The 25,500-nt window shown below is 42.1% G+C and carries 23 protein-coding genes and 1 pseudogene; 9 read left to right on the top strand and 15 right to left on the bottom strand.

Features of this window, described 5'->3' with window-relative positions; all coding sequences use genetic code 11:
- Positions 1-112: 112 nt before the first annotated feature.
- Together OCU48_RS03800 and OCU48_RS03795 are read right to left on the bottom strand one after the other, a co-directional pair.
- Positions 113-682 (bottom strand): porin family protein, encoded by a 570-nt coding sequence (locus OCU48_RS03800; protein ID WP_141343789.1) that lies wholly within the window; start codon positions 680-682, stop codon positions 113-115.
- 308 nt (positions 683-990) lie between these two features.
- Positions 991-1,596 (bottom strand): porin family protein, encoded by a 606-nt coding sequence (locus tag OCU48_RS03795; RefSeq protein WP_141343788.1) that lies wholly within the window; start codon positions 1,594-1,596, stop codon positions 991-993.
- A 269-nt stretch (positions 1,597-1,865) separates the two neighbouring features.
- Between OCU48_RS03795 and OCU48_RS03790 the strand changes: the two genes are divergently transcribed.
- The 3 genes from OCU48_RS03790 (at position 1,866) to OCU48_RS03780 (ending at position 3,847) form a co-directional block, all read left to right on the top strand.
- Positions 1,866-2,291 carry a chlorhexidine efflux transporter gene (locus OCU48_RS03790; RefSeq protein ID WP_141343787.1) on the top strand — a complete coding sequence of 142 codons (426 nt, stop codon included), beginning with the start codon at positions 1,866-1,868 and terminating at the stop codon, positions 2,289-2,291.
- A 40-nt stretch (positions 2,292-2,331) separates the two neighbouring features.
- The gene (locus tag OCU48_RS03785) at positions 2,332-2,799 is read left to right on the top strand and encodes a PACE efflux transporter (protein ID WP_141343786.1); all 468 of its coding nucleotides are present in this window, start codon (positions 2,332-2,334) and stop codon (positions 2,797-2,799) included.
- A gap of 235 nt (positions 2,800-3,034) precedes the next feature.
- Complete coding sequence (locus OCU48_RS03780; protein WP_141343785.1) at positions 3,035-3,847, top strand: hypothetical protein; 813 nt, start codon at positions 3,035-3,037, stop codon at positions 3,845-3,847.
- Between the two features lie 153 nt (positions 3,848-4,000).
- On the opposite strand, the gene OCU48_RS03775 is transcribed toward OCU48_RS03780, so the two are convergent.
- The 5 genes from OCU48_RS03775 to OCU48_RS03755 all read right to left on the bottom strand — a co-directional run bounded on the left by OCU48_RS03775 (position 4,001) and on the right by OCU48_RS03755 (position 9,188).
- Complete coding sequence (locus OCU48_RS03775) at positions 4,001-4,888, bottom strand: LysR family transcriptional regulator (RefSeq protein WP_141343784.1); 888 nt, start codon at positions 4,886-4,888, stop codon at positions 4,001-4,003.
- A 789-nt stretch (positions 4,889-5,677) separates the two neighbouring features.
- Entirely contained in the window at positions 5,678-6,265 is a 588-nt protein-coding gene (locus tag OCU48_RS03770) for a porin family protein (RefSeq protein WP_141343783.1), read from the bottom strand.
- A gap of 282 nt (positions 6,266-6,547) precedes the next feature.
- The gene (locus OCU48_RS03765; RefSeq protein WP_141343782.1) at positions 6,548-7,126 is read right to left on the bottom strand and encodes an outer membrane beta-barrel protein; all 579 of its coding nucleotides are present in this window, start codon (positions 7,124-7,126) and stop codon (positions 6,548-6,550) included.
- A gap of 137 nt (positions 7,127-7,263) precedes the next feature.
- Entirely contained in the window at positions 7,264-7,851 is a 588-nt protein-coding gene (locus OCU48_RS03760; RefSeq protein WP_141270914.1) for a porin family protein, read from the bottom strand.
- Positions 7,852-8,312: 461 nt separating this feature from the next.
- Entirely contained in the window at positions 8,313-9,188 is an 876-nt protein-coding gene (locus tag OCU48_RS03755) for a LysR family transcriptional regulator (protein ID WP_141343781.1), read from the bottom strand.
- Positions 9,189-9,288: 100 nt separating this feature from the next.
- On the opposite strand from OCU48_RS03755, the gene OCU48_RS03750 reads away from it, so the two are divergent.
- The 3 genes and pseudogenes from OCU48_RS03750 to OCU48_RS03740 form a co-directional block, all read left to right on the top strand.
- Entirely contained in the window at positions 9,289-9,960 is a 672-nt protein-coding gene (locus OCU48_RS03750) for a hypothetical protein (RefSeq protein WP_141343780.1), read from the top strand.
- A 150-nt stretch (positions 9,961-10,110) separates the two neighbouring features.
- Positions 10,111-10,467 carry a hypothetical protein gene (locus tag OCU48_RS03745; RefSeq protein WP_141343779.1) on the top strand — a complete coding sequence of 119 codons (357 nt, stop codon included), beginning with the start codon at positions 10,111-10,113 and terminating at the stop codon, positions 10,465-10,467.
- A gap of 53 nt (positions 10,468-10,520) precedes the next feature.
- Positions 10,521-10,792, top strand: a pseudogene (locus OCU48_RS03740) (transposase); the annotation flags it as partial.
- A gap of 624 nt (positions 10,793-11,416) precedes the next feature.
- On the opposite strand, the gene OCU48_RS03735 reads toward OCU48_RS03740, so the two are convergent.
- Positions 11,417-12,286: a hypothetical protein gene (locus tag OCU48_RS03735; protein ID WP_141343778.1), complete on the bottom strand. Its 870-nt coding sequence runs from the start codon at positions 12,284-12,286 to the stop codon at positions 11,417-11,419.
- 230 nt (positions 12,287-12,516) lie between these two features.
- Positions 12,517-12,690 (bottom strand): hypothetical protein, encoded by a 174-nt coding sequence (locus OCU48_RS03730; RefSeq protein ID WP_167496138.1) that lies wholly within the window; start codon positions 12,688-12,690, stop codon positions 12,517-12,519.
- A 225-nt stretch (positions 12,691-12,915) separates the two neighbouring features.
- Here OCU48_RS03730 and OCU48_RS03725 point away from each other — a divergent pair, with 225 nt between their 5' ends.
- The gene (locus tag OCU48_RS03725) at positions 12,916-13,800 is read left to right on the top strand and encodes a LysR family transcriptional regulator (protein WP_141343777.1); all 885 of its coding nucleotides are present in this window, start codon (positions 12,916-12,918) and stop codon (positions 13,798-13,800) included.
- A gap of 221 nt (positions 13,801-14,021) precedes the next feature.
- Here the strand turns inward: OCU48_RS03725 and OCU48_RS03720 are convergent, their stop codons facing one another.
- The 4 genes from OCU48_RS03720 to OCU48_RS03705 form a co-directional block, all read right to left on the bottom strand.
- Positions 14,022-17,093 carry an efflux RND transporter permease subunit gene (locus OCU48_RS03720; protein ID WP_141343776.1) on the bottom strand — a complete coding sequence of 1,024 codons (3,072 nt, stop codon included), beginning with the start codon at positions 17,091-17,093 and terminating at the stop codon, positions 14,022-14,024.
- 169 nt (positions 17,094-17,262) lie between these two features.
- Positions 17,263-18,528, bottom strand: coding sequence for a phosphatase PAP2 family protein (locus OCU48_RS03715; RefSeq protein ID WP_141343775.1), 1,266 nt, complete (start codon positions 18,526-18,528; stop codon positions 17,263-17,265).
- A gap of 141 nt (positions 18,529-18,669) precedes the next feature.
- Positions 18,670-19,794: an MFS transporter gene (locus tag OCU48_RS03710; protein WP_244312208.1), complete on the bottom strand. Its 1,125-nt coding sequence runs from the start codon at positions 19,792-19,794 to the stop codon at positions 18,670-18,672.
- 461 nt (positions 19,795-20,255) lie between these two features.
- Positions 20,256-20,684 carry a hypothetical protein gene (locus tag OCU48_RS03705; protein ID WP_141343774.1) on the bottom strand — a complete coding sequence of 143 codons (429 nt, stop codon included), beginning with the start codon at positions 20,682-20,684 and terminating at the stop codon, positions 20,256-20,258.
- A gap of 230 nt (positions 20,685-20,914) precedes the next feature.
- On the opposite strand from OCU48_RS03705, the gene OCU48_RS03700 reads away from it, so the two are divergent.
- Positions 20,915-21,838 carry an SPFH domain-containing protein gene (locus tag OCU48_RS03700; RefSeq protein WP_141343773.1) on the top strand — a complete coding sequence of 308 codons (924 nt, stop codon included), beginning with the start codon at positions 20,915-20,917 and terminating at the stop codon, positions 21,836-21,838.
- Complete coding sequence (locus OCU48_RS03695) at positions 21,835-22,287, top strand: NfeD family protein (RefSeq protein ID WP_141343772.1); 453 nt, start codon at positions 21,835-21,837, stop codon at positions 22,285-22,287. Before OCU48_RS03700 ends, OCU48_RS03695 begins: the two co-directional genes overlap by 4 nt.
- 121 nt (positions 22,288-22,408) lie before the next feature.
- On the opposite strand, the gene ligA is transcribed toward OCU48_RS03695, so the two are convergent.
- Both ligA and zipA read right to left on the bottom strand, forming a co-directional pair.
- Positions 22,409-24,436, bottom strand: a complete 2,028-nt coding sequence (ligA, locus tag OCU48_RS03690) for an NAD-dependent DNA ligase LigA (RefSeq protein WP_141343771.1) — start codon at positions 24,434-24,436, stop codon at positions 22,409-22,411.
- 77 nt (positions 24,437-24,513) lie between these two features.
- Entirely contained in the window at positions 24,514-25,497 is a 984-nt protein-coding gene (gene zipA, locus OCU48_RS03685; protein ID WP_141343770.1) for a cell division protein ZipA, read from the bottom strand.
- Positions 25,498-25,500: the final 3 nt, after the last annotated feature.

The following is a 25,500-nucleotide window of genomic DNA, read 5'->3' as shown; positions in this document are numbered from 1 at the left end:
CCACTAAGCAGTTCATAGCGTGTTAGGAATTCTGATTCCCAGACATAAAAAAAGCCTCCGCAAAGGAGGCCTGTCTCATGAGGGCTCAGTTTTACCGATTAGCCCACTATTTCTAAAATTTATAACCTACTGTAAGCATAGCTTGTGTCAGAAGATCATCTTTACCTTCAAATTTAACGCCCTTGACCGATATGTCTGTTGCTTGAATGCGTCCGTCAAAGTACAAACCACTATCCAGCGTCATGCGTGCACCTAGCGCTCCGCGTGTTCGCACTGCATTCGTGCCACTCTCAAGCAAATCCGAACTTGTTGTGGAGTCAAAAGCCACAGCACCTAAAGCCGCATAAGGCTTAATTGATACACCGTTGTCCATGGTAAAGGTATAGCCAGCCTCACCCTCGACAGTAAGATCCCAGGTTGGACGGTAATTTTTTGGGTTATCACCATAATCTGTATAGCTGGTCATATTGCCCTTCACATTTAAGGCAAAGATTTCATTGAAATCATAACCGGCTTCTAAAATGAATACTGGATCAGAATACACGTTGCCTTCACTCAGTTGGTATTTACCCACATCGGTACCAAAACCACCACCGATACGAAAACCAGATTGGTCATCGCCCGAAGCAAAAGAGGATGCGGACACAATTGCTAGAGTGGACGCTAAGATTAATTTTTTCATTGAATTGCCTAGTAAATAGTTTAAATGCCTCCATCTGAATAAGCGCCAGTCCCGTTGGCTAGCGCTGTAATTTACGTAAGCAATGCAAAAAGATGAAAATAGGTCCCATGCAAAATCTAGATAGGTGGGTATATAAGGAATGCCTTGCTCATAATTATTTAGCTCTTAACAGATTTTTCCGCACTGACATTCTTCGTCGAGTCGAACATATATATTTACTGCGAAAACAACAAAGCCCCCTTTCGGGGGCACTGGTTAATCAAGAGAATCGCCTAACAATGAATGTTTGTAACGACTCAATGATTGAATTAAAACTTGTAGCCTACAGTTAAAAGACCTTGAGTTAACAGGTCATCTTTTGCGTTAAAGTCGCCACTTCTCGGTGAAAAGTCCGTTGCTTGAACTCGACCATCAACATAAACACCATTGCCTAGCGTCATACGAACACCCAGTGCACCGCGCGCCTTAATTGCGTTCTTGTCTTCGCCATCTTCAAATTGAAAAAATTCGGTCGTATCTTTATCATAACCCACCGCACCGACTGCTAGGTATGGCTTGATTGAAGTAGAACGGTCAAGCTTAAATGTGTAACCCGCTTCAGCCTCTACGGCCAGATCATAAGTAGTGCCTAGATTGTATGATTTGCCTCTGTTTCTTCTCGAGTTTCCATAAATTTTATTGCCAGTAGCAGACCCTTTGACATTGATAGCAAAGATATCGTTAAAGTCATAACCGGCCTCAAGGACGACAGTTGGATCGGCTTCAACAGAAGGGCCACGTCTAGATTCCCTAAGCTGATGATTACCAAAGTCTGTACCAAAACCACCACCAACACGGAAACCCGAACTGTCGTTCGCAGCGAAAGAAGGTGCTGATAGTAGAACAAGCGTTGACGCTAAAAGTATTTTTTTCATGTTTGATTACCTCATAAAACTACAAATACCTCCATGTAGTTCCCTGCCAATCCGTTTGGCTTGAGGCAAAATTTACGCAAATACGTCTAATAGATGAAAATATATATCATCGATAATTTCGATAGATAAGATTTTCAAGGCGATACTGAATAGTAGGAAACCGTGCTTCCTTTGTAAGATCGCCCCGATCTATCTAAAATACCGATACTTAATCATTGTACCTATTTCTTCAGGCACTAGATAATAGCGCCATCAATGAGGAGAAAGTCATGAACCAACAAACCTACACTCAACCAATACGTCCACTAAAAAGCAGACTGCTGCGAGCTCTTACTTTGGAAGGTGGGATCTTGCTGCTAGTGGCACCTGTGTTCATTGACGATTTCGCAGACATCAACCTAGTCAATGGCAAAATACTGCTACTCATTACTGCCGCCATCTTTTGGAATGCAGCCTATAACTTTGGTTTCGATACCTATCTATGGAAATGGCGACGTAGTTTAGAAAAATCAGTTAAGTGTCGTTTGGTATATGCACTATTGTTCCAAGTAGGACTCTTTGTTATTTCAGCGCCTATATTGTTTTCTATGTTCGACTCTTCATTCTGGCAGGTCATGTCCGCTGACTTATGGTTTAGCATTCTTGTATTTGCTTACACCTATTTTACAAATTCGCTTTACGATAAGTTTTTCTAGACCAATTTAAAGTTATTAACGATTAGATGAGAGATACATTATGAGTATTAAAAATTTAAAAACCAATCGATCTTTCATGGACAGAATTCGTCACACTATTTTTTTTGAAGTTGGGTTAATTGTGACTTTAATACCAATTGGCATGATATTTATTCAAGGTGCTAGCCATCATATAGGCATTCTTGCTATGGCGATGTCACTACTTGCAATGGCATGGAATATGTTATTTAACTTCTTATTTGATCGACACCTTAATAATAAACAAGGGCACTGTAAAAAAACCTCAAAGCAAAGAATTATGCATGCAGTTTTATTTGAACTTGGCTTAATTTTGGTCACAGTTCCAGTACTTGCATTGAGCTTAAGTTTGACCTTCATTGAAGCTTTTATCGCTGATATTGGTTTCGTCATTTATGCTTTGTTTTACTCGGCTATATTTAACCTTATTTATGACCGCCTATTTCCAATCAGCACCACTCCATTTCAACCGATATGTACCGTAAATTAACTCTCACCTAAAACGAGGCGCTTAACTTAGCGCTTCATTTCACCTTTCAGCAACTCTCTATTGATACTAAAGCCACTCGATCTTCTCTTCTTCTTGTATCTGCTTTCAACTTATCGTAAATAACGATACTTACTAATTCCAACTATCGATTTACAGGCTGTAACATTTACTTACAAACTCGCATATAGCCAAAGGCTAAAGCGCACACTCGCAAATTAAACGGTAGTAAGCAAAGATGAAAAATCTCCAGCTATGGTTAATCACAGCAAGCATACTCACAAGCAGCGTCCATGCTGGCGACCTTTCAGTTACCCTCGGTGGCGTGTACAATTCTGCGAACAGTACTGCATCGCTGGGTGTTCCAATCCTTGGTGCCAAAATGAAACTCGATGCCGAAAGTCACCTAGATTTAGCAGAAAAAAACCTTTCGCCTTATGTGAAGATTGAATACAACTTCGATAGTGGCAATAGTGTCTATGCAGACTGGCGCTCATTACATCGTCACGCCCGCTCAACTATATCCAGTGATCCGATTAACATTCTAGGTAGTGAGTTTAAGGCGAACGCTACGTTAGACCTAAATCTAGATATAGATATCGCTCGCATCGGCTATGCTCATCGCATCGTATCTACAGATAACTTTAATCTAGACGCAATGTTGGGTCTGCACCTAATGCAAATATCGGGACGAGGTGGCATCAGCGCCAATATCAATGAAGGCGATGAAGATTGGCTGAGTTTTAACACTAAAGGGAAGAAAGGCACTCTTGCTCCAATGCCAAACGTAGGTATACGAGGAAGCTATCAACTTACTCAAAATCTAGGGCTTACATCTCACCTAGAAGCATTCATGTTATCTACTCGTCTTTTTGATGGTCACTTAATGGACTTTAATATTGGTGCGTATTACCAAATAACAGATTCATTGATTTTGAATGCATCATATAATCATTATGAGATCGGTGCAGAATATGGTGATTCACTGCTAAATGCTAATGTGGGTGTTGACTTTAGTGGCCCAATGCTATCACTACAATATACTTTCTAACATTGTAATTAGCAGTTTAATGGATTACATTTCATTACTGTGTAATATATAATATCCAGTTATTTATATTTATAGACTATTTGTTTCCATGATCATCTGATAATTTCATGAGAAAAACAACGGATCTATTATTAGATATAAATCCAAGACCACTTATCGATCTGGCAATTTTGCCAACTCATCAATAATAAAGTCCATCGCAGAATTTGTTGGTTTTGCAGAAAGCCAACTAATTTCTGTTGACCACCGGTTAGAACGGATAGATTCTGTAGGATTGACATAAAAATGCTCAAGCTCACCGTTTTCTATTGCATCTTGGCAGAGAAATTTTGGAAGCATTGCCCACGAAGCAATCTGTTTTAACAGTTCCATCGTTCCCTCAAGGCTATTGCTATAGATCATTCTCGAACTTAAATTATGTGTATCTTCACGTGCAATCTGCCTCATAAACAAAGCCGAAATTTGCAGTTTACCGCGCAGTTCTACTAAGGGTATCACCTTATTTTCGAAGTGCAGATTAGGAGAAGAAACGAAAGCAACGTCAAACGAATACCCATCTGCAATAGTCAGTTCGTGGTGACCACGAAAGAGTGAAATACCAAAGCCTATATCAGCCTGCTCACTCAGAACGTGACTCCTCACTTGCATAGGATCAACGGCTATAACTTTAAGATTCAACGTTGGGAACTTATCGATCAATCGAGCAACTATTTTGCTGACCTCACTATCCATTAGGTCATTATCTATGGCTATGGTGAATGAGGATGGTAACCCGTCGAGCAAGCTATTGGCTTTTACATCAAGTAAATCACATTCCCTGATAACTGATTGAGCATAACGGTAAATTTCGACTCCTTGCTGTGTGATCTCAAGTGAGCGCGGTTTACGCACGAATAAATCCATACCCAATTCAGACTCGAGATTTGCGATCAACCCACTTACCGTTGAGGTGTGCTTTCCCAAACGAATACTCGCTTGCTTAAAGCTTCCTTTTTCAACCGTTTCGACAAAAGCTGTCAACTGCTCCAACGTCATCGCCATTTCGTTTGCTCCGGATTGTCTCGTTCTAGAATAAGTTGACACCAATATGACTATCCCAACCAATAATGAAATAGCCGTTCACTGCCCGTTCAATTCCAATTCAACGCTTAGACAACCCTCATGTAAGCATTCTGTAAGCTTCTAGCTAATGTTTATTAGTATCCGTTTTACTCTTCTGTTTTGGATAGCTTTATAGCATCGCTCTTCAATCTGCCTTGTACTACCTATATTAAATGGCCTCAGCCTTAGGCATAGACACACCTCTATATCGCTGTACAAATACCCCTTTACTAGCATACTTAAAGGTTGCCCCTATCTCCGCGTCCCTTATGCCCCTAATAGGTTTATAATCTATTATTTATAGCAACAATCAGCCGACAGCCAAGATAATGTAAAGCTTTCATTCCTCAGCTAGAGTCTTCTTAATCGAGTATCTATCTTCGAACATTTTCGCCACGCTGCCTTTAAAAAAGAGGTTTGTCCCCCTCACCAATTACCGTTGATATTTATTCTGCGTGTTACCTGTAAGAGTGCTCAGAGTCAGTTTAAAAATAGAAAGACCTTTATCAGATATCTTGGCCTTGTTGGCAAGTCATACGATAGCCTGAAGTTTTAGAACGAGGGTAATCAAGGTGAGTCTGTCTAGAAAAGTTGAAGCTATCGTTCCTTCTCAATGTATACATTCATTTCGGTAAGAAACGCCACCCACAAAAAAGCCCCCTTTCGGGGGCCCTGGTTAGGCGAGGTAATCGCCTAAATTAAAATGCTCAAATCAACGCAAGAGTTGAATTAGAACTTATAACCAACGGTAACCATACCTTGAGTAAGTAGATCGTCTTTACCATTAAACTTATCGCCTTTAGCCGTTACGTCTGTAGCTTGGATACGACCGTCAAAGTAAACACCGTTATCCAATGTCATACGCACACCAGCCGCACCACGAGCACGTACAGAGCCTTTATCTCCATCTAGCATTGAAGCACTGGTGTCTTTATCAAAACCTACTGCGCCCAATGCGATATAAGGTTTGATTGAAGCATCACCAGGAGTGACAAACGTATAACCTGCCTCTGCTTCTACCGCTAAGTCATAAGCAGTACCTAGCCCAGCACCTTTGTCTTTTTTGTTTTCGTAAGACTTAAGGCCTGTTGCTGAACCCTTAACATTAATGGCAAAGATGCCGTTAAAGTCATAACCGGCTTCTAAGACTACTGAAGGGTCTGCTTCTATTTTCCCGCCAAGAGCATCGTCACGCAATTGATACTTACCAATATCAGTACCAAAACCACCACCGACGCGGAAGCCTGAGTGATCGTCTGCTGCAAAAGAAGACGCGGACATTAGAGCAAGAGTTGACGCTAGAATTAATTTTTTCATGTTTGATTACCTCGTAAAATTTAGTTACCTCCATTTGATTCGTTGCCAGTCCTGTTTGGCTTGAGGTGTAATTTACGCGAGCATAGCAAATAGATGAAAATAGTTAACATTAACAAAATCGATAGATGGGATTGTTTTTGTGAAGTTAATCAACATTGCATACTAATATCTTCAATGGTTGATGGGGGGTTCATTTTGTTTGGGCAATAAAAAAACCCAATAATTGATATTCAACTATTGGGGTGATTTTAAATACCATTTCATCGCTCTAAATTACTAGTCTTAGAATTTATAGCCTATGGTGACTAAACCCTGAGTTAACAGATCTTCTTTACCTGAAAGCTTACCATCATAGGCAACGTTGGTGGCCTGAATCCGTCCATCCAGATAGAGCTTATTATCTATCGAAACCCTCAGTCCAATTGTGCCACGGGCACGCACGTCACTCCCGCCATCATTACCAGTAAAAAGAAGGTTCGCCTGCTTATTATAATAAACACCTCCTAGAGCAACATACGGCTTAATGGTAAACCCACGCTCGGTTACCTTGGTATAGCCTACCTCGCCAGCCACAGCTACCTCGTAGGCGGTATCTATATACTGAGGTGTCTGTTTACCACGATTCCACTTGAAGCCCGTTGCTGCGCCGTTGACATTAATGGCAAAGATGTCATTAAAATCATAGCCAACATCAACAATGACCGAAGGGTCGGAATCAAAACCTGTAACTTTATCCTCTAGTTTGAACATTCCCATGTCTGAAGCTAAGCCTGCACCAACGCGCAAACCTGAGTGATCCATCCCCGCTATAGAAGAACTGGAAATCAACAAGAGTATTGATGCAAATAGTCTATTCTTCATTCATTTATTCTCACCAACCAATAAACTAGCTTCTATTAGCTAATTCGCTTGTTATACAAAAAAGCCCCCTTTCGGGGGCCCTGGTTAGGCGAGGTAATCGCCTAAATTAAAGTGTTCATATCAACGCAAGAATTGAATTAGAACTTATAACCAACGGTAACCATACCTTGAGTAAGTAGGTCGTCTTTACCATTAAACTTATCGCCTTTAGCCGTTACGTCTGTAGCTTGGATACGACCGTCAAAGTAAACACCGTTATCCAATGTCATACGCACACCAGCCGCACCACGAGCACGTACAGAGCCTTTATCTTCACCTAGCATTAGAGCACTGGTGTCTTTATCAAAACCTACTGCGCCCAATGCGATATAAGGTTTGATTGAAGCATCACCAGGAGTGACAAACGTATAACCTGCCTCTGCTTCTACCGCTAAGTCATAAGCAGTACCTAGCCCAGCACCTTTGTCTTTTTTGTTTTCGTAAGACTTAAGGCCTGTTGCTGAACCCTTAACATTAATGGCAAAGATGCTGTTAAAGTCATAACCAGCTTCTAGCACTACTGAAGGATCTGCTTCTTGTTTCTCGCCACCAACATTGTCACGCAATTGATACTTACCAATATCAGTACCAAAACCACCACCGACGCGGAAGCCTGAGTGATCGTCTGCTGCAAAAGAAGACGCGGACATTAGTGCAAGAGTTGACGCTAGAATTAATTTTTTCATATTTGATTACCTCGTAAAATTTAGTTACCTCCATTTGATTCGTTGCCAGTCCTGTTTGGCTTGAGGTGTAATTTACGCAAATATAATCAATAGGTGAAAATAGATAGTATTGACAAAGTCGATAGATTGGCATTGTGTAGGCTATTTAAAGAACAACTAAAAGCCCTATATATAACAAGGTAATCTATTGATTTTTATTCTATAAGAGAGGTGAATGAGTTTACTTTTGACTACTCATTTAAGGAGTGACAAATCAAAAGGTCTCAGATAAAAACCTTGGGGACGACGTGGGGCAGTAATATACGCGCTGTGTCTGTCGCCTATATCGCTGTAGGCATTCCCTAGCGCTTTTATGGGGAACATTTAGAAGTCCCCGATAAAAACATCGGGGACAAGGAGTGGTGGTTGTCACGGTACCAGACGACATGGGAGCTAAGTCTATGTGCAGTAATAGGCTTAGGTTAGCCGGTAAACAGTAGCTCTCGAAGATAATGTGCCACCGGGCCAAGACTGTCATTGGTTTTCCAAACCAGATCCACACCATAGGATTGGTTTGACTTCACGTACTCTGGGGTAAATTCAACCAGGGTGCCCAGAGCTACTCGCTCTTGTAACATGATAGTTGGTAATACTGCCCACCCAATGCCCTGTTCTACCATTCGAATCATGTCATCCTGATCGTGCGCCAACCATACGGATTGTGACAGTGTGCCTACCGACCCTAGAACTTTATGTTCATAAAGACTGGTGCAAATAATCTGCCTTTCTGTCGTCAACAAGTCATTATTAACTATCTCCAAATCAGCAAACTCGCTGTCCGGACTGCATACACATGTCCATTCGAGTTGATGGATACAAGCAAACTCATAATAGTCGGGAATCGCATCTTCGGTAAGGTGAAGCACAAAGTCGACCTTATCATCGTTTAGTTGCGTGAATAACCCATCGCTCTTCTCCTTTTTAATTTGGATCTGAGTAAAGGGGAATTTCTGGGAGATTTTTTCTAAAGGTGTCTCAATCAGAGAAAATGGAACTAAAGGATCCAATCCAATGACCAAAGAGTTTTCAACTTGATCCCTAACTCCCGAAGTATAGTTCTCGATTCGGTCGGCTTGTCGCATTAACACCTTGGCCTGTTCGTATAGATGCTCTCCCTCTTGAGTTAAAACGGGATACTTGCCCGTACGATCAAATAAAGAAACACCAAGATCTAACTCTAGGTTGCTAACACTGACACTGATTGTGCTTTGACTTTTTCCTATATGCCTTCCTGCAGCTGAGAAAGATCCTTTGTCGGCAGCTGTAACAAATGCGAGCAAGTAATCGAGGTTTATCATCTTTTCACCTATTATAAAAAACGATACTTATCAATTTAATCTATTTTTCGTGAAATGCAAAACTATCTCCGAAAACAAATCATAATTCGGAGAGATTAAAATGAAAAAGTTATTAATTGGTTTAGCTATTGCGAGCGCATGTGGCGGCGCTATGGCTAATGAAAAAGATGCGGAAACCGTTAACTATGGCGATCCTACAGCAAGCTTTAGCTCACTTGGTGTGAGTGCCAGTGAAAACAGCACACAGCTTAATGGTATGATTGGTCTAGGTAGCAATATATTCCAATTAGACCTCGGAGTTGATAACAAATCCGGCGATATGAATTATCGTGGTCGATATTTTCATGTTACTGATGGATTAGGCTACTCAGTCGATGTTCTGGGAGATAAAGACAACACGACTGCGCTTGCTGGTGCTATCTATAAGTTCCAAGCCACCGACAACATTATGCTATTTCCAATGGCTTCTATAGGTTACACCACTTCCGACGCAGCAGATGGAAAAGCCAAATCTGAATCTGCACTTGGTCAGCTTGGCCTCTACGGTATGTATGGATTTGACGCAGGGCACTGGATTTATGCAAATCCTAAAGCTACCTACCACGAGCAAAGTAAAGAGTGGATACCTCAAATAGAAGTCGGTGGCGGTTATATGATTCTTGATAATGCCTCAATTGGTGCGAAGGTTGAATATACTGGAGAATCTTCGAAAAAGACCTTGGTGTATAAGGAAGACACCGTTGCCTGGTTACAAGCAAGTTATTACTTTTAAAGCTATCGATTTAAAGCCAATACCACTGAGGGGATTGGCTTTTTAGATCAGATTAGTAATCACACTTCTATCCATTAAATTCTTCTATACTTCCTCATTTTTCAGTTTGTCTTTCGTCATCCATAATACCTATTTTTAGGTAGTTAACTTATGAGAAAGATATTTAAAACTAGATTTTCTAACAAACTTAAAGCAGACAAATTTCTTTTGGATTCGGGGTATCGCTTCGATGGAAGGCATGGTTTTATAAAAACCTTTCATCGCTATATTGGTATTCAATCTTTGCCTGCGTTAAGTACAAGTGGCTCTAAAACAAATAGAGTAGTTCTGGAAAAATTTGAAGCACATCTTTTCGCTGATGGGACATTATCTATATTTGTACCATCTCGTTCCCCACTGTTAGGCATCTCTCGTATTCCTAGCCCGGTAAATAAAAAAGCACCTGACTTTACAGAGTGGAAGGTGTGGTTGCCCATTAACAAATTATTATATCAATATAACTCCTAACCGCTTTTATCCTTGGTGGCTTTCTTGCTTACTTCAGAATAAGGCGAAGGTGCCGAGCTAAGGATGTGGAGGTTTGCTTCAAAGCCTCTACTAGAGGCACTAACACCTAGCCATTGATGCTTCAGAGCTCAAGGTATGCGGAGAGGGTGAATGGAAGATAAAAAAGCATGGAACCGATGGCAGGCGTCTATTTTGGCGTAAGTTCCATCTTGCAGTCGATACCAATACCCATGAGATCGTCGTAGCCGAACTGACCCTTTCAGGCGTGACAGATGTAGAAGTGCTGCCTAATCTACTCAAACTAACGAGATTAGGTATACCTGAAACTCAGTGTTTTGTTTGAGAAATATCCTACTCCAGGCCACTTAGTCTATTTTTGAATTACACAACAGGCCTAACAACAGGAAATTGAAAGGATTCAGTTTTAACGAAATTAAACTTTACTTTATTACTTTGGCGAAGAAGGCTGATGCTTGTTTAAAAGCTCTTTTCACCTCATTGAATTGACAAATGTAGCCTCTCAATTCAGTGTCCAACCCCATTAGGCCAGTAGAGGCGTTCACTACAAATCCCGCTGTACCCGCTGTATTTGTATACTGGGAAATCTCGACATGAGAAAGTAAATAGGGAGTGAGGGAGAGGAGTATGATACCTACTCGGGGGTGGTGATAGAAACACAATACTTGGTAAAAAAGCCCCAATCATCCGAAATGCCAAGGTTAGCTGTATATTGAGGATGTGAGTCAAAAGTCACCACAATACGATTTATCATTTCGTATCTAGTCTGTAAGATTGACTTCTTTTCAAAGAATAGAGGCGGAAATTCCGCCTCTATTTTGCAGCCCCTAAGCAAAGTGTACTGTGATAAAAACTGTTGGTTTAAACGTAGAACTAAGAGTACATTTTTCATTGTTAAACTGATTCATATTGGTTTCACTTTGTTGCTTCATCATTCCTCTTTCACTGGCGCTGCAAAACGATTCGCTTCCTCAAACTTTTCATGAAATGCGTGAAAACCATAGTCACTCCACAACTGTGCAGTTTGTTCGTCATATGATGGGTGATTGACATCGAACTCACCTTGTTCGGTAAATACCAGCATGCCTGAAATATCTACAACCAAACTCCCACTACGGTCTTTACATTCTAGTCTGCCTGTACCGCCACGTTTCTTATTTCGAAAACGCTCGAATTTGCCTTGGATTACCAAAGCTGTGAATTGCAAACTAGCTCGATAGCTGCATTCTGTCGCACCTAGTATTCTTGCTGACTCTGGAACAGGAGCGTGTTCAACAACGACAAACATGCTCATTGGCCATGTTTCTGCACCATCGTTATAGATCGCTTGGCGATGGGTACTAAATACCGCATGACCATCGAAAATTCTCGGATGCCCTTCCTCTGAGTATTCGGTTACGTCGCTGAAATATTGCAACTCATATCCATTGGATTCATTAGGATCTATACCTTCTTTTGGAATCGAAACTGCTGAGTGAACAACGTTGTTACAGTTATTAACCGTCATAGTCGAATAATATTTTTCGACAGATGACGTATCTTTATGCCAGTCATGATATTTATTCTTGGTACTACAATGCTCCGCTGGCTCAACTGGAGGGGTTGGCTTTGTCGGAGGGGTTGGCTTTGATGGAATCAACGGAGTCAATGGTTTACCACCACTATCTGGCGCGGTAACACACTTTCCTTGTTTTGGGTTCCAAGCTGTACCAGCTTTACATTGATTGGGTTTTGAATTGGATTTACCGCCACAGCCTACTAGCAGTACTGTCGCTACAGCAACAGCAATCAATCTTTTCATTAGAGCTTCATCCATGGTTGGTGAGTTAAATTGTTTACTCGAATGGAGAATCGGATATATCTGTAGTATCGGGGGGTGATTAGCTGTGCAGCTTTGCGCAGTCGAAAAATAAAAAACATGTAGAACACCTCAAGGTTATCAAAATCAACAACCGTCCTTGGTCTATTAGCCATTACCTCAATCCAGAGTAAGAGCAGTTATTGTATTTATATCATTTGGATAAACACCACTCAGATACCCAGTGGTTCAACCACTGGAATATTATCTTGCTGAACAAACACTTCTGGTGAATAAAAAGATTGTTCTGTATTAAGCTCTGGGACTGCCTCAATTGATGCTGCATTTGCACCAATAGTTGTAGCCATTGATTCTGCAATAGCGATTGCTTGTAGAGTATTTTTCACAACGTTAATCTCTAAGTCTAATTAGTTGAGTTATCTAAGTATTAAGTTTTTTGTCCTTTCCTAGGTCATGTTCAACATGCTTAAAGCGCCTACTGTCATAACACACCTGCTTATCAATAAGGTCCATATTTATTGAATTCAGAAGTATTATCTATCATTATTTAAATAGTGGTTAATAGGTTACCTATTGAAAATAGATAGGGTTGATTAAGCGAGGAAGCAATAATGATTAAGCCTGACCTATTGAAATGTTTCATAGCAGCGGCAGACACCGGCTCGTTTACTGCGGCAGGGAGATTGCTTGGCAAGCACCTTGCTACCATCAGCGGAAACGTGGCTCGCTTAGAAGATGAGTTAGGCGTGCAACTCTTCAATAGAGAAGGAAAATACCCACAACTGACAGAAGCTGGCTTAAACCTTTATGATGGTGCAAAAGTTGTAGTTGACAGTATGGAACGTTTTACGCGTAATGCGGCTCACTTAACCGAAGGGATACCAGCACGTTTTTGCTTCGCCGTTCATGAAGATATTAATTTTCAAGTATTTGCGCCTTTAATAAAGCAAGCGCAACAACGATGGCCACATATGAAGATCAAGGTTAGCCAGCAAAGCGCTAGTGCTATTTTTAGTGCTGTGAGAGAACATAAAGTTGATTTAGCTTTTACACCAAGCCTAGAGGGAAATAGCCAGTTTTATGAGTTTCAAGCTATAGGTCACTGTCATGTGTATATTGTTTGTGGAAAGCACCACCCTCTTGCGAACAAAAAATCGGTGAGTAATGATGATTTGATGTCGTATACGCAGGTACTAAGCATCGATATTGATGATAAGGGCCCTCTATATACAACAACTGTTATGTCACCCTCTTTATGCTATGTAAATGGTCACACCAATTTAGTTCAGTTGGTAAAAGCGGGTGTAGGTTGGGCTATGGTGTTTTCGGTGGAAGAAGAAATTGATAGCAACCTCAAGGTATTATCTCCTGAGTTTTTACAAACAAACATCACTGTACAATACGATTTAATCTGGCAAAAAAATCGACCACTTAATGATGTTCAAAAGTTTTTTCAAAACCGTATAAAAGCATTAATAACTAACGAGAAAAACTAGCTAGGTCAACCTGTAGAGTGAGGATAGGAAACTAATCGGCAATTTTATAGGATATAAGCGTCCTCTTCCTGTATGACGCTACTTTGATATTCGTTTGACTCTATACGCGCAATGCAACAGAGGCAATAATCAAGAACCATGAGAATGCACTGGTATAAAGCAGTGATGTCACGTATCGAGATAGGCCTTTCATTTTTTACCCTTTTATTAAGTTAGATTAATTACTGTGCAATTTGCACGTTGAGTTTTGGGGAGCGGAAACGCTCCCGAATAGATTGAAAAATAACAAATAGAACGCAAGCCGCGATGCAACCGAGGAAGGTGGCCGTCACAATCCCGCCAAAAGAAGCCCAACCCAGAGCCTGCTGGGCACCGCTACCGATTGCATCGGATAACATTAAGGGGACGAGTCCAACCGCAAACGAAAATGCGGTCATAAATACCGCTCGCGCTCTTAGTCTTAGCGCCTCTACGGCCGCCTTTTTAACCGGCAGGCCTTGGATCTCACGCAACTCTTTCGCGTACTCCACTATCAAGATGGCATTTCGCACAGCCATCCCCACCAGCAATACAGCGGCCAACTGGGTAAAGATGGTAACCTCACTTCCCAGAAGCTCGACACCGGCAATGATGCCAATAACCGCAGTGGGAACCATAGTCATAATTGCTGCAGGAATAAGCCAGCTTTCATACTGCCCCACTAACACTAAATAAGTGATCAGCAATGCAACAGCGAGAATGATTGTGGCCTGGCTACCCGCTTCAATCTCTTCTTTTGCAGTACCAGTAAATTCAATGGAGTAGCCTTCTGGCAGTTCTAATTGTTGCAGTGTCTCTATCGCCGCACCGGTAGAGCCTGTTGGCAATACATCAATAGAAACAGACTGCATGCCATTAAAACGATTCAAAAAGTTAGGGACCGTAATAGGCTCGACACTGAACAGTTTGGCTGCCGGTTGGCTCATACCATTGGCATAGTTAATATACACATTCTGCAAAGCCTTTTTATCCAGTCGATACTCAGGGGCATTTTGCATCATGACTTTGTAGTTACGACCGTCTAGATTGAATGTATTCACGTATTGCCCACCAAAATGGGCCTGCATGCCATCAACAAGCTCAGCGTAGCTAATGCCATATTCCAGCATTTTATTACGATTAATATTGAGCTTTATCGAGGGCTTGTTAACCGCAAACTGAGTCATGGCCAGCGAAATCGATTCTTTGCCATTTAGCTGCTCAATAATGGCATGTGTGTCTTGACCCAATTCAATAGGAGAGCGAGCGTAGTGATCAATTAATACAAAGTTAACGCCATCAACCATACCAAGCTCAGGTATAACAGGAGGCTTGAACGCAAACCCCTCAATGTCCATTGCCTGTAATATGGTATTGGCTTCTGCCGTAATTTTCTCATCAGACAAATCGCGCTGTTCGATATTCTCCAAGTTCAATAGGATCAGAAAGCTACTCATATCAGCATTGCCATTAAGTAGATTAAACCCTGATGCAGCAATGGAGTTACGCACTCCCGGTATTTTCTGTAGCGCCTCAACGACCTCAATCGTATGGTTATCGGTGACACTCAATGCGGTACCTGGCTCAAAGCCCCCAACAACAAATACCGCGCTAGTATCCTCCGCTGGCAACATTCCTTGTGGCAGGTCTTTTCCGTGGTCAATGGCAAACCAGACACCAATCCCTAGCAAAACAATCGAAAGCAATGGAAAGCGAACAAAACCCGAAGTCACACCAGTAAATGCACTGATCTTAAAACCAATCACACGCTCTACGTTGCGAGCAATAAAACCTTTCTTAGGTGGCTTCATAAATAAGGCACATAGTGCTGGCGTCAAACTCAGAGCAACAACGGTAGAAACTAGCACTGATACACTCAACACGATGCCAAATTCACTGTAGATAATACCCGTCATACCGCTCATAAATATGGTAGGGGCAAACACAGATAACAAAACCAAGGCGGAGGCAATAATAGGAGCAACCACCTTATCAAGAGCAATGCCAACCGCTTCTGGCACTGTCAATTCAGGATTGTGATTGAGCTCATACTCCGTCGCCTCAATCACTATGATGGCAGCATCTACCACAATGCCTATGGCCATCACCAAACCCAGCATTGAGATAATGTTGATATCGATACCAAGGGCATACATAAAAGCAAAGGTACCAATCAATGAAACGGGAATGGCTGTCACTGTAATAAAGGTGAGTCGTAAAGATTGCATAAAGATCAAAGTGACCATGCCAACGACAACTAACGCCAGTAATAGGGTTTCCAACACATTGTCGATAGCCCCGTGTACAAAGTTAGTAGCATCGTACACATACTCAATTTGATATTCAGACTTGATACTTGTGACCAGCTCTGCAACAGCATTTCCGACCTCTACAGCGTTCGCATCTGGGGTTTTGTAGATAAAGACTACAGAGCCGGCACTAACTCCTGCATAGGCATTGGCGGTGTAGACCTCCGCTCCTAGTTCTACCTTAGCAACGTCTTTAAGAAATACTTTTCGATGCAGTGCATCACCTCTAATTACGATATTTTCAAACTGCTGCTTGTTGGTTAAGCCGCCATCTACAGTCAGTGGATATTCAAGTAAATCCCCTACTAGTGAGCCTGCTGGGCTGATCTTATTTTGGGTGGCTATCGCATTCTGAATTGCAGTCACATCCACCGATAATTGACGCATCTTATTTGGGTTGAGCCAAATACGCATTGCGTATTTCTTTTCACCCAAAACATCAACCTTGGAGATACCTGGAATACGTTGTAAAGCTTCTTTAAATTGACCACCAGCGAAGGCACTGATTTGAGTATCTGTCGCTTCTCCACTTGAATCTTGAATGGATAGGCCAATCAACATACCGTTAGACAGTTTCTCCACCTTGACGCCATTTCGCATTACGTCCCCCGGCAACTCAGGTAGAGCCAAGTTGACCCTGTTTTGTACTAAGGTCACCGCATTATCAGCATTGGTTGAGTTATCGAAGATCACCTCAAGGGAATAGGTACCATCTGAGCCTGAGGTCGACTTCATGTATTGCATACCCGCAACACCATTGACTTGCTTTTCAATCTCTGGCGCAATAGTTTTAGTGACAACTTCTGCGGTGGCTCCGTCCATCCAAGTATCAACTGCAATAGTCAATCGCGCCACATCGGGATAGCGCCCCATTGGAGATAAGTAAGCAGATATAAGCCCTGCTACTGAAATAAATATAGATAGAACAATGGCCAGTTTTGGTCTTGTTATAAAAAACCTGAACATAGTGGCTTTCTCGCGATGGATGGTTTGGTCGCTAAGATATACCGCAACTATAAATACACCTATTTAGGTACCATTAACTTTTTTAATAGGTGACTCTGCATAATGAATAAAGAAAAACCGCTCTTACTAATAAGAGCGGTTGATTGATAGATCCAGAGCTGTATTTCCTCTAGAAGCGGTTCGCAATACTAAATACAACCGATCTTGTTTTGTAGTCGATTTGCTGACTAGCCCATTTTGCATCTTGATGCTGGTACTTCACACTGATGTCCCATTCTTTATTTAAGTCGTAGCTAACACCCGCTTCAGCTAACAATACATGGTCACGTTTTAGGTGCTGGTATTCGACATTAGCAAAAGTATGAAGGTCATCGACGATTTCATAATCTAGCTTCGAATTAATGCTAGGCAACAAACGTAATGTAGATGATTCAATGTGCTGGCCACCCTTCTCTTTGTCCATTTCAACCTCAAGTAAGTAACCTGATGCACCAACACCAAGGCTTGCAGTTAGGTCATCTGTTAGCTCGAACATTTGGTTGTAAGAACCACCGACTGACCACTGACGAAATGCCACATAGATGTCATCGCCACTTTTGTATTGCTCTCCTAGATAGCTCGTGTCGCTGCCCATTTCACCATAACGGCGAGTTTCGTTTGGTGACAAGTGGAACTGTAGGAATGAATCTTTATCTAACTGATAGCTGTAGTTCGCTGACGCAAAGGGTTGATTTTCATCCACCAACTTGTCTCCTGGTAGCCCCGCTTTTTTAAAACTATCTGTCATATTGAAGCCAATATCTAATTCAAAACGATGTTTTTGAGGCTTAGATGTACGCTGTTCATAGGCCTTTCTTGACTGCTTGGTAAAAAAGTCATTGGTAAAGCTTGCGCCCAATTGCACGCCATCTTTTGTCGGAGTCGCTGAGAAAGCCATATTTTTTGATTGATATGGAGAAATTAGGTATTGGTTAACCAAGAATGAAATACCCGCAGCGGCAAGCACATCATCGGCAAAGTGACGGTTACCATGCATTCGGCTAAGCCCAACAAATGATGCAGCAGCATAGGCTGGCACACCCCAAGCAGCGCCGTATCGACTTTGTAAAAACGCAGCACCAGAAAAAGCGGCTGCCGTGTGTCCTGATGGGAAAGAATTTGGACTGCTACTGTTTGGACGCATACGTCCTACCAAGTTTTTTGTGCCGTGAACTATAACTTGTGTTGCACCTACAGAAAGCGCTAATTGTTTTGCGCCTTCTGGATCATCATGTAGCCAAGTGGCGAACAAACCTGTTGCTGGAATTAATATCTGTAAATAATCACCAGCCTCAACATATTCGTCATTTACTGAGGTATTAATTGCATTTTCCCCAGCAAGCACTGGTGCAATAGCAGATAGGCTTAAGAGTGCAGTAAGTAGTTTTACTTTCATGTTATTGACCTTAAAAAAATGTAACTGATTATTTCTAAGGCAATACTAAATGGAATTAATCGATAGGAGAAAATGGTAACAATCTATAATACCGATAGATAGAGCTATTCTAGCTTGGAAAAATGGATTCTTATCTGAGCATTAAAGAGATTTTTGGATTTTGATCGTAGAAGATACTAATAGATAGGTAATGAGCAGGAGTCCTATAACCTCCGGCAGCACCCAACCAGGAACTAACATGAGCGGACCTAGAGCAGCTCCGAGTGTTTGAGCCGCTAAGGTAAAGCGAATAACAACATTGCCATAGCGTCCACTTGCCATTGTCCCCATCACAAGAGGCACGATAAGGTTCCACAGCAATTGGAAAATACAGGTTGCGATGATAAAACTAACCATATCATCACCAGTCAACATGGTCGACACCACAAGGCACTGAAGACAAATCGCTATACTCAATATCAAGGTTTTTCTTTGATGAGCCACTGGAAACGTAGCTAGTATGGCGCCAGCCACACTGAACAATGTTCCAAAAGCAAACAACAACCCTTGATCCCCCAATTCAATATGGTGAGCGATTGCATAGGCTCCGAGAGTAGACCAAATTGCTGAATGGGTTAGTATCACCATCACCATAGCGCTTAAGCTGATCAATACCACGGTTAAATCAATTTCTTCTGATAATTTACTCACTTTGGAGTTTGGAACTGATAAAGGCTTAAGCAATAGCGTAAATGCGACAAGTACCCCAAGAGCGATAAAGAAAATGCTCGTATCGTAGTAATTCACCAAGCTAGGAAGAAGCAAAAATAATACCGCCGTCGTCAGCATCTGAATTGCAATTGCTTTACCAAATGCGGCGTCAGGGTTTTCCTCTGCACCTAAAACTTCATAGCAGCGAACAATAACCAGTCCTGCACATACACCGGCCAACCCTCTCATGATAAAAAACAATGAAACATCACTGATAAAGGCACTGCTCAAATGGCAAAGACATAAAAGAGCAAGAGCAACATTGTCATTGAATCGAAAGTTATGCCTCAAAAAATAATAGTTAATGGCGCAGGCCAGAGCAAAACCCATCAATTCTGTGGTGGCCAAGTAGTTTAGCAATGTGGCTGATAGGGTTAAGTGTTGCTCAATAACCGTTAAATAGGATGGAAGAATAGAAAAGATACTTACTGAGATTGCAAGTTTAAGACAGGCAGACAACCAAAACGGGATATTAACCAAGATACAACCAACCTTTAAGATACATTTTATTAACAATATATCATCAACCCTTCTTCCGGAAGCAATTTATCCGACGATGCACAAAGCCGATAGTTGTTAACTACAGCCTGTTTATTCCCTATAGCAAGATACCACGCAGAAGGTTCCCTTCTGCATGATGTCTTTAACTATTAGGGAGACAAGGTAAAAATAATAAAGGTAGGAAAAGGGGTTTGCTTTGCTACTAGCCTTCTTTTTGCGGTTCCTAACGTAAATGCCGCATGGCTTGGCACAGAAGGGGCGAGAACCGTTCAATCTAAGCAAATTAGGTGAACATAAATTCATACTCGTCCAAAAAAGGTTTGCGGTCAGTAATAGGAATACTGATATGAAAAATCTACTTGTTGGTGAGAGAAACCCTATCCCCGTGTATGTTCTTGGTACAGAGTTGCGTTACGTTTATAAATTCTAATTTAGGGGCTTTGGAAGGCCTCCCTTCCCTCCAAGCAAAAAACCATTTACCCCCAAGCGTCTTCAGAGAATTCATCGGCTATTTCATTTGCGATATCGTCTTCAATCTCTTTCTCGATCTCATCTTCAATAACACTATCAATCAATTCTCTCTCTATCAGTGAATCATCAATTTCATTATCCCAATAGACTTCTTCTAAATCTTGCATATCACGTCGACAACGTTCACGCTTTTCAACACCGTCAACTAGCCCGTCGATAGTACCTGCAACTGTGCCAATAGCAGCACCTCGTTTTGCCCCCTCTTTTCCATCAGAAATTGCACCTAAGCCAGCACCAGCAATACCTCCAACAACAGCACCTTCGACACTATCACCTAATACTTGATCACAATAATCATCATACTGATTGTTCGCTTTAGCTTCGCATCCCAAAAGGCTTAGGCAACAGATAACAACAGGGAAAATGGATTTCATTGCTCTCTCCAATAACAGACATCAATGGTGTAATTTGTCATTTGAACACTGGCAATGGTAACTAGAATCTATTAGTTAATTCGATAGATCACGATCAATTATTTCATGCAACACCTTTAATAACATCGTGTAGCCTTGCTATAAATACCTTTTATTTTCAACACTCTCGCACAGATAGTAATCAAAATAAGGTATAGTTGTTCTACTATTTCATCGTTAGGAAAGCACGCATGGATTCAACTCTCATTACCATCGCCATTTTTATCGCTCTGGCCGTTATCTTAATTGTCGCTGGGATCAAAACCGTTCCACAAGGAAGCAACTGGACTGTCGAACGCTTTGGTCGCTATACCAAGACGCTACATCCAGGACTGAATCTTATCATTCCTTTCATTGATACTATTGGTAATAAAATCAATATGATGGAACGAGTAATGGATATCCCTGCTCAAGAGGTTATCTCCAAAGATAATGCTAACGTCACCATAGATGCTGTGTGTTTCGTACAAGTGTTCGATGCGCCTAAAGCGGCGTATGAAGTAACAGAGCTTGAGCACGCCATTCGTAACCTCACCCTCACGAATATCCGTACTGTACTTGGCTCGATGGAGCTAGACGAAATGCTCAGTCAAAGGGATATGATCAACACACGTCTATTATCGATAGTTGACGACGCGACCAACCCTTGGGGCGTTAAAGTAACGCGTATCGAGATAAAAGATGTTCAACCACCAGCCGATCTTACCGCTGCCATGAACGCGCAGATGAAAGCAGAACGAAACAAACGAGCCGAAGTCCTTGAGGCAGAAGGTATCCGACAAGCTGAAATCCTTAAGGCTGAAGGTCACAAACAATCTGAGATCTTAAAAGCGGAAGGTGAAAAGCAAGCTGCAATATTGCAAGCTGAAGCCCGAGAGCGCTCTGCAGAAGCAGAAGCGAAAGCGACACAGATGGTTTCAGATGCCATTGCTGCTGGTGACATGCAGGCTGTTAACTACTTTATCGCGCAAGGTTATACCGATGCTTTGAAATCCATTGGGCAAGCTGAGAACGGCAAGGTTATTATGTTACCACTTGAAGCAACCGGTTTAATGGGCTCCATTGCTGGCGTTGCTGAAATGTTTAAATCTGCTGATGACAAGGGTAAAGCGTGATAGAGCTCCTACAGCAAGTTAACCATTGGCATTGGCTTGCGTTTGGCCTTGCGCTTCTATGTTTCGAAGTCTTAGGTACCGCTGGCTACTTTCTATGGCTCGGCATTTCGGCGCTTATCGTTGGTGCTATTTTAAGTGCTCTCCCTCTTGGTTGGCAGATGCAGTGGATGAGCTTTGCAAGCTTTAGCCTCATCACTACTTGGCTTTGGTGGCGCTACCAAAAAGGCAAAGATAAAATTGATGAGAAGACCACTACCCTTAATAAACGCTCTCAGCAATTAATTGGGCAATTCACTACCTTAGATCAAGATTTCCCAGTAGGAAAAGGCCGTATAAAGTTAGGCGACACGTCTTGGACGGCTGTCGCCGAACATAGTCTGAAAGCCGGCATTACTGTTGAAGTATATAAAGTCGAAGGTATTATTTTGCATATTCGACAAAAAGCATAATGTGATTTATACCAGTCACAGTAAGTAACTACTCACAAATGACACACTTTCATGCTAGATCAAAAAAGGCTTCTAAGATTCACAAATCTAGAAGCCTTTTTTATACAATTCATACGAAGTATTAGCTGATATCGTGCTCTTGCATTAAGGTAATCAACCCTTGCTCATCTTGTATCTCAATACCTAGATCTTGCGCTTTTGCTAGCTTCGAACCTGCAGCTTCACCTGCAAATAAAATATCGGTTTTCTTCGATACACTACCCGTCACCTTAGCACCCAAGTTTTGCAATGCAGCTTTCGCATCTGAACGAGTGAGCTGTGACAGAGAGCCGGTTAATACCACTGTTTTACCTATTAAAGGTAACTCTTGGGCATTGGTGACTTCCTTAATCTCCGACCAAGTGATTCCACTTTCGATAAGTTCCGCAATCACGGCTTGATTTCGCTCTTGGGCAAAGAATGCCTTAATGTGCTCAGCGACAATCACTCCCACATCAGGGACTTCTAGCAATGCCTCGACATTGGCTTGTTCAATACGCTCAAGAGACTTAAAGTGCTGAGCTAAGTTGGCTGCCGTTGCCTCACCGACTTCTCGAATACCTAATGAATATAAGAATCGAGGTAAAGTAGTTTGTTTAGACTTGTCTAAAGCATCAATGACATTTTGTGCAGATTTAGGACCCATACGTTCTAGGACCGTAATTCTACCCGCACTCAGTTTGAAAAGATCGGCCGGTGTTTGCACCATTTCTTTTTCTACTAACTGCTCTACAACCTTGTCGCCGAGGCCATCCACATCCATGGCCTTACGCGATACAAAGTGCTTTAGTGCTTGCTTGCGTTGTGCCGAGCACACCAAGCCACCAGTACAACGTGTCACCGCTTCACCTTCTGTACGCTCAGCATCGGAACCACATACAGGACATACTACTGGGTAGGCAATAGCTTTAGCATCATCAGGGCGTCGCTCTAATACCACTCCAGTAATTTGCGGGATCACATCACCCGCTCGACGGATTATAACGGTGTCTCCAATCTTCACCCCTAAGCGCTGAATTTCATCAGCGTTATGCAAGGTTGCATTGCTGACCGTCACGCCACCGACAAACACAGGCTCAAGCTTAGCCACAGGAGTAATAGCACCAGTGCGACCTACCTGGAACTCAACATCATTTAGTATCGTCAATTCTTCCTGTGCAGGAAACTTGTATGCAATAGCCCAACGTGGTGCACGAGCGACAAAGCCAAGCTGCTCTTGCTTTGCTATATCATCAAGCTTTATCACAACTCCATCAATTTCGTAATCAAGGTCATCACGTGTCTCAAGAATGTATTGATAGTATGCAATTACGTCATTGAGGTTTTCAACCTTACGCACCACTGGGCACATTGGTAGGCCCCACTCTTTAAGTTGCAAGAAGCGTTGATAGTGACTGTTTGCTAGTTCACCTCCCTCAATAACACCCACGCTATACGCGTAAAAGCCTAAAGGGCGCTTCGCCGTAATACGCGAGTCTAATTGTCGCAAGCTACCAGCGGCTGCATTCCTTGGATTGGCAAACGGCTTATCACCTTTTGCTATAGCCTGCTCGTTAATGCGGTCAAAGCCCGCTTTAGGCATAAATACTTCACCACGCACTTCTAAACGCGTTGGGTAACCCGCTCCCTGCAGCTTTAGAGGGATGGCACTAATGGTGCGAACATTCTGAGTGATATTTTCCCCCGTCGTTCCGTCACCACGCGTCGCAGCTTGAATTAAAACGCCATTTTCATACATCAGACTAACGGCTAGGCCATCAAGCTTGGGCTCACAACTAAACGCACCGAGCACACTGCTATTCAACCTATCTTGCATGCGTTTATGAAACGCCTTCAACTCAGAATCATCAAAGGCATTGTCTAACGATAACATTGGCACTTGATGTGTCACTTGGGTAAAGCCCGACAGTGGTGCTCCCCCGACCCTTTGAGAGGGAGAATCAACTGTGACTAATTCAGGATTAGCTTGTTCTAATTCAATGAGTTGACGCATTAAACGATCATATTCTGCATCAGGGATCTCAGGGCTATCCTCAACATAGTAACGCACCGCGTGATAATGCAGTGCTTCAGATAGCTTAGCGTGTTGTTGTTGAATAGAATCTGACATAGGGGTTTCTCAAAAATAGGGAAAAGAAAAGGCTCTATAAAGAGCCCTTTAAGTAATTTAATTTATAAACCAAAGAGTTAGACTATATTGCTGATCTCTTTTTGTTTTTGTCTTTGTACAAAGTTCTGAATCTGACGTTTAAAGGCATCAATGCGATCACGGGTCATCAGTGAACGTTTATCATCTAATACGTGTCCACCTAGATCATCTGCAATCATTTGTGCAGTATGTAGCATGATCTTGAAGTTCTGCTCTGGATCACCAAAGCTTGGCAAGGTCATAAAGAACGAAATGCCTTCTGTCGTAAACGTGGTAGGGTCATCATGAGACAACGTACCTGGTTTAAGCATATTCGCTACACTAAATAACACCTTACCTGTACCGGACATATCTGCATGACGGTGGTAAATATCCATTGGACCGAAGTGCAAGCCGTTTTGTTCCATGCTGACAAACAAGTCACTACCGACAAAAATCTGATTTGGCAAAGCCTTAACATGCAATACTAACACTTCAAGTTCTGGCTCTTCAGGCTCAGTGACAGCTGCAACTGGTGTACTTTCCGGCTCAACGCCCGTCAACTCAGGCTCAAGCTCAACGCTTTCTACTGCTTGCGGTTCTTTGGCAATAAATGCAGAGGACGGTTCTTCTTCATGCTTCGAGTATGCATCAGAGCTTATAGTGATAGTTGGCAATTCATCTGTATTAACAGCAACCGAAGGTCTAATTGTCTCAACATCCTCGTTGCTATTATCATGATGATTGTCTAACAGTGGATCACCAATATCATCATCAAAACTAGAAAAGCTTGGCTCTTTCTTGCTGCTCTTCTTCGTTACCTTGACCACATCAAAGTCATCTTCAAGGGCGGGCGCCTCTTGTGGTGAACTCTTAGGTATCACAACGTCAGACTCTGTTGAAGACTCATTGGCTAATTTACTTAGTGGCTTGTCCGAGAATTTACCACTTTGTTCGCGTTTATTCGTCCATAAACCATGAATAAGTAGACCTGCTATAGCTAGCACACCTACAACTATCAGTACGATTCGCAATTCCTGCATTTT

This window comes from Vibrio inusitatus (assembly GCA_024346935.1).
Taxonomy (GTDB): Bacteria; Pseudomonadota; Gammaproteobacteria; order Enterobacterales; family Vibrionaceae; genus Vibrio; species Vibrio inusitatus.
Note: the sequence above shows the minus strand (reverse complement) of the source record. Positions and strands in the feature narration are given on the sequence as shown.

Excerpts from the sequence above, each read along its gene's own strand:
- OCU48_RS03715 (WP_141343775.1), bottom strand. The coding sequence starts at position 18,528 with ATGAAAGTAAAACTACTTACTGCACTCTTAAGCCTATCTGCTATTGCA.
- OCU48_RS03760 (WP_141270914.1), bottom strand. The coding sequence starts at position 7,851 with ATGAAAAAATTAATTCTAGCGTCAACTCTTGCACTAATGTCCGCGTCT.
- OCU48_RS03720 (WP_141343776.1), bottom strand. The coding sequence starts at position 17,093 with ATGTTCAGGTTTTTTATAACAAGACCAAAACTGGCCATTGTTCTATCT.
- OCU48_RS03795 (WP_141343788.1), bottom strand. The coding sequence starts at position 1,596 with ATGAAAAAAATACTTTTAGCGTCAACGCTTGTTCTACTATCAGCACCT.
- zipA (WP_141343770.1), bottom strand. The coding sequence starts at position 25,497 with ATGCAGGAATTGCGAATCGTACTGATAGTTGTAGGTGTGCTAGCTATA.
- OCU48_RS03755 (WP_141343781.1), bottom strand. The coding sequence starts at position 9,188 with ATGATAAACCTCGATTACTTGCTCGCATTTGTTACAGCTGCCGACAAA.
- OCU48_RS03700 (WP_141343773.1), top strand. The coding sequence starts at position 20,915 with ATGGATTCAACTCTCATTACCATCGCCATTTTTATCGCTCTGGCCGTT.
- OCU48_RS03790 (WP_141343787.1), top strand. The coding sequence starts at position 1,866 with ATGAACCAACAAACCTACACTCAACCAATACGTCCACTAAAAAGCAGA.
- OCU48_RS03785 (WP_141343786.1), top strand. The coding sequence starts at position 2,332 with ATGAGTATTAAAAATTTAAAAACCAATCGATCTTTCATGGACAGAATT.
- OCU48_RS03770 (WP_141343783.1), bottom strand. The coding sequence starts at position 6,265 with ATGAAAAAATTAATTCTAGCGTCAACTCTTGCTCTAATGTCCGCGTCT.
- OCU48_RS03775 (WP_141343784.1), bottom strand. The coding sequence starts at position 4,888 with ATGGCGATGACGTTGGAGCAGTTGACAGCTTTTGTCGAAACGGTTGAA.
- OCU48_RS03800 (WP_141343789.1), bottom strand. The coding sequence starts at position 682 with ATGAAAAAATTAATCTTAGCGTCCACTCTAGCAATTGTGTCCGCATCC.
- ligA (WP_141343771.1), bottom strand. The coding sequence starts at position 24,436 with ATGTCAGATTCTATTCAACAACAACACGCTAAGCTATCTGAAGCACTG.
- OCU48_RS03765 (WP_141343782.1), bottom strand. The coding sequence starts at position 7,126 with ATGAAGAATAGACTATTTGCATCAATACTCTTGTTGATTTCCAGTTCT.
- OCU48_RS03705 (WP_141343774.1), bottom strand. The coding sequence starts at position 20,684 with ATGAAATCCATTTTCCCTGTTGTTATCTGTTGCCTAAGCCTTTTGGGA.
- OCU48_RS03745 (WP_141343779.1), top strand. The coding sequence starts at position 10,111 with ATGAGAAAGATATTTAAAACTAGATTTTCTAACAAACTTAAAGCAGAC.
- OCU48_RS03750 (WP_141343780.1), top strand. The coding sequence starts at position 9,289 with ATGAAAAAGTTATTAATTGGTTTAGCTATTGCGAGCGCATGTGGCGGC.
- OCU48_RS03780 (WP_141343785.1), top strand. The coding sequence starts at position 3,035 with ATGAAAAATCTCCAGCTATGGTTAATCACAGCAAGCATACTCACAAGC.
- OCU48_RS03725 (WP_141343777.1), top strand. The coding sequence starts at position 12,916 with ATGATTAAGCCTGACCTATTGAAATGTTTCATAGCAGCGGCAGACACC.
- OCU48_RS03735 (WP_141343778.1), bottom strand. The coding sequence starts at position 12,286 with ATGAAAAGATTGATTGCTGTTGCTGTAGCGACAGTACTGCTAGTAGGC.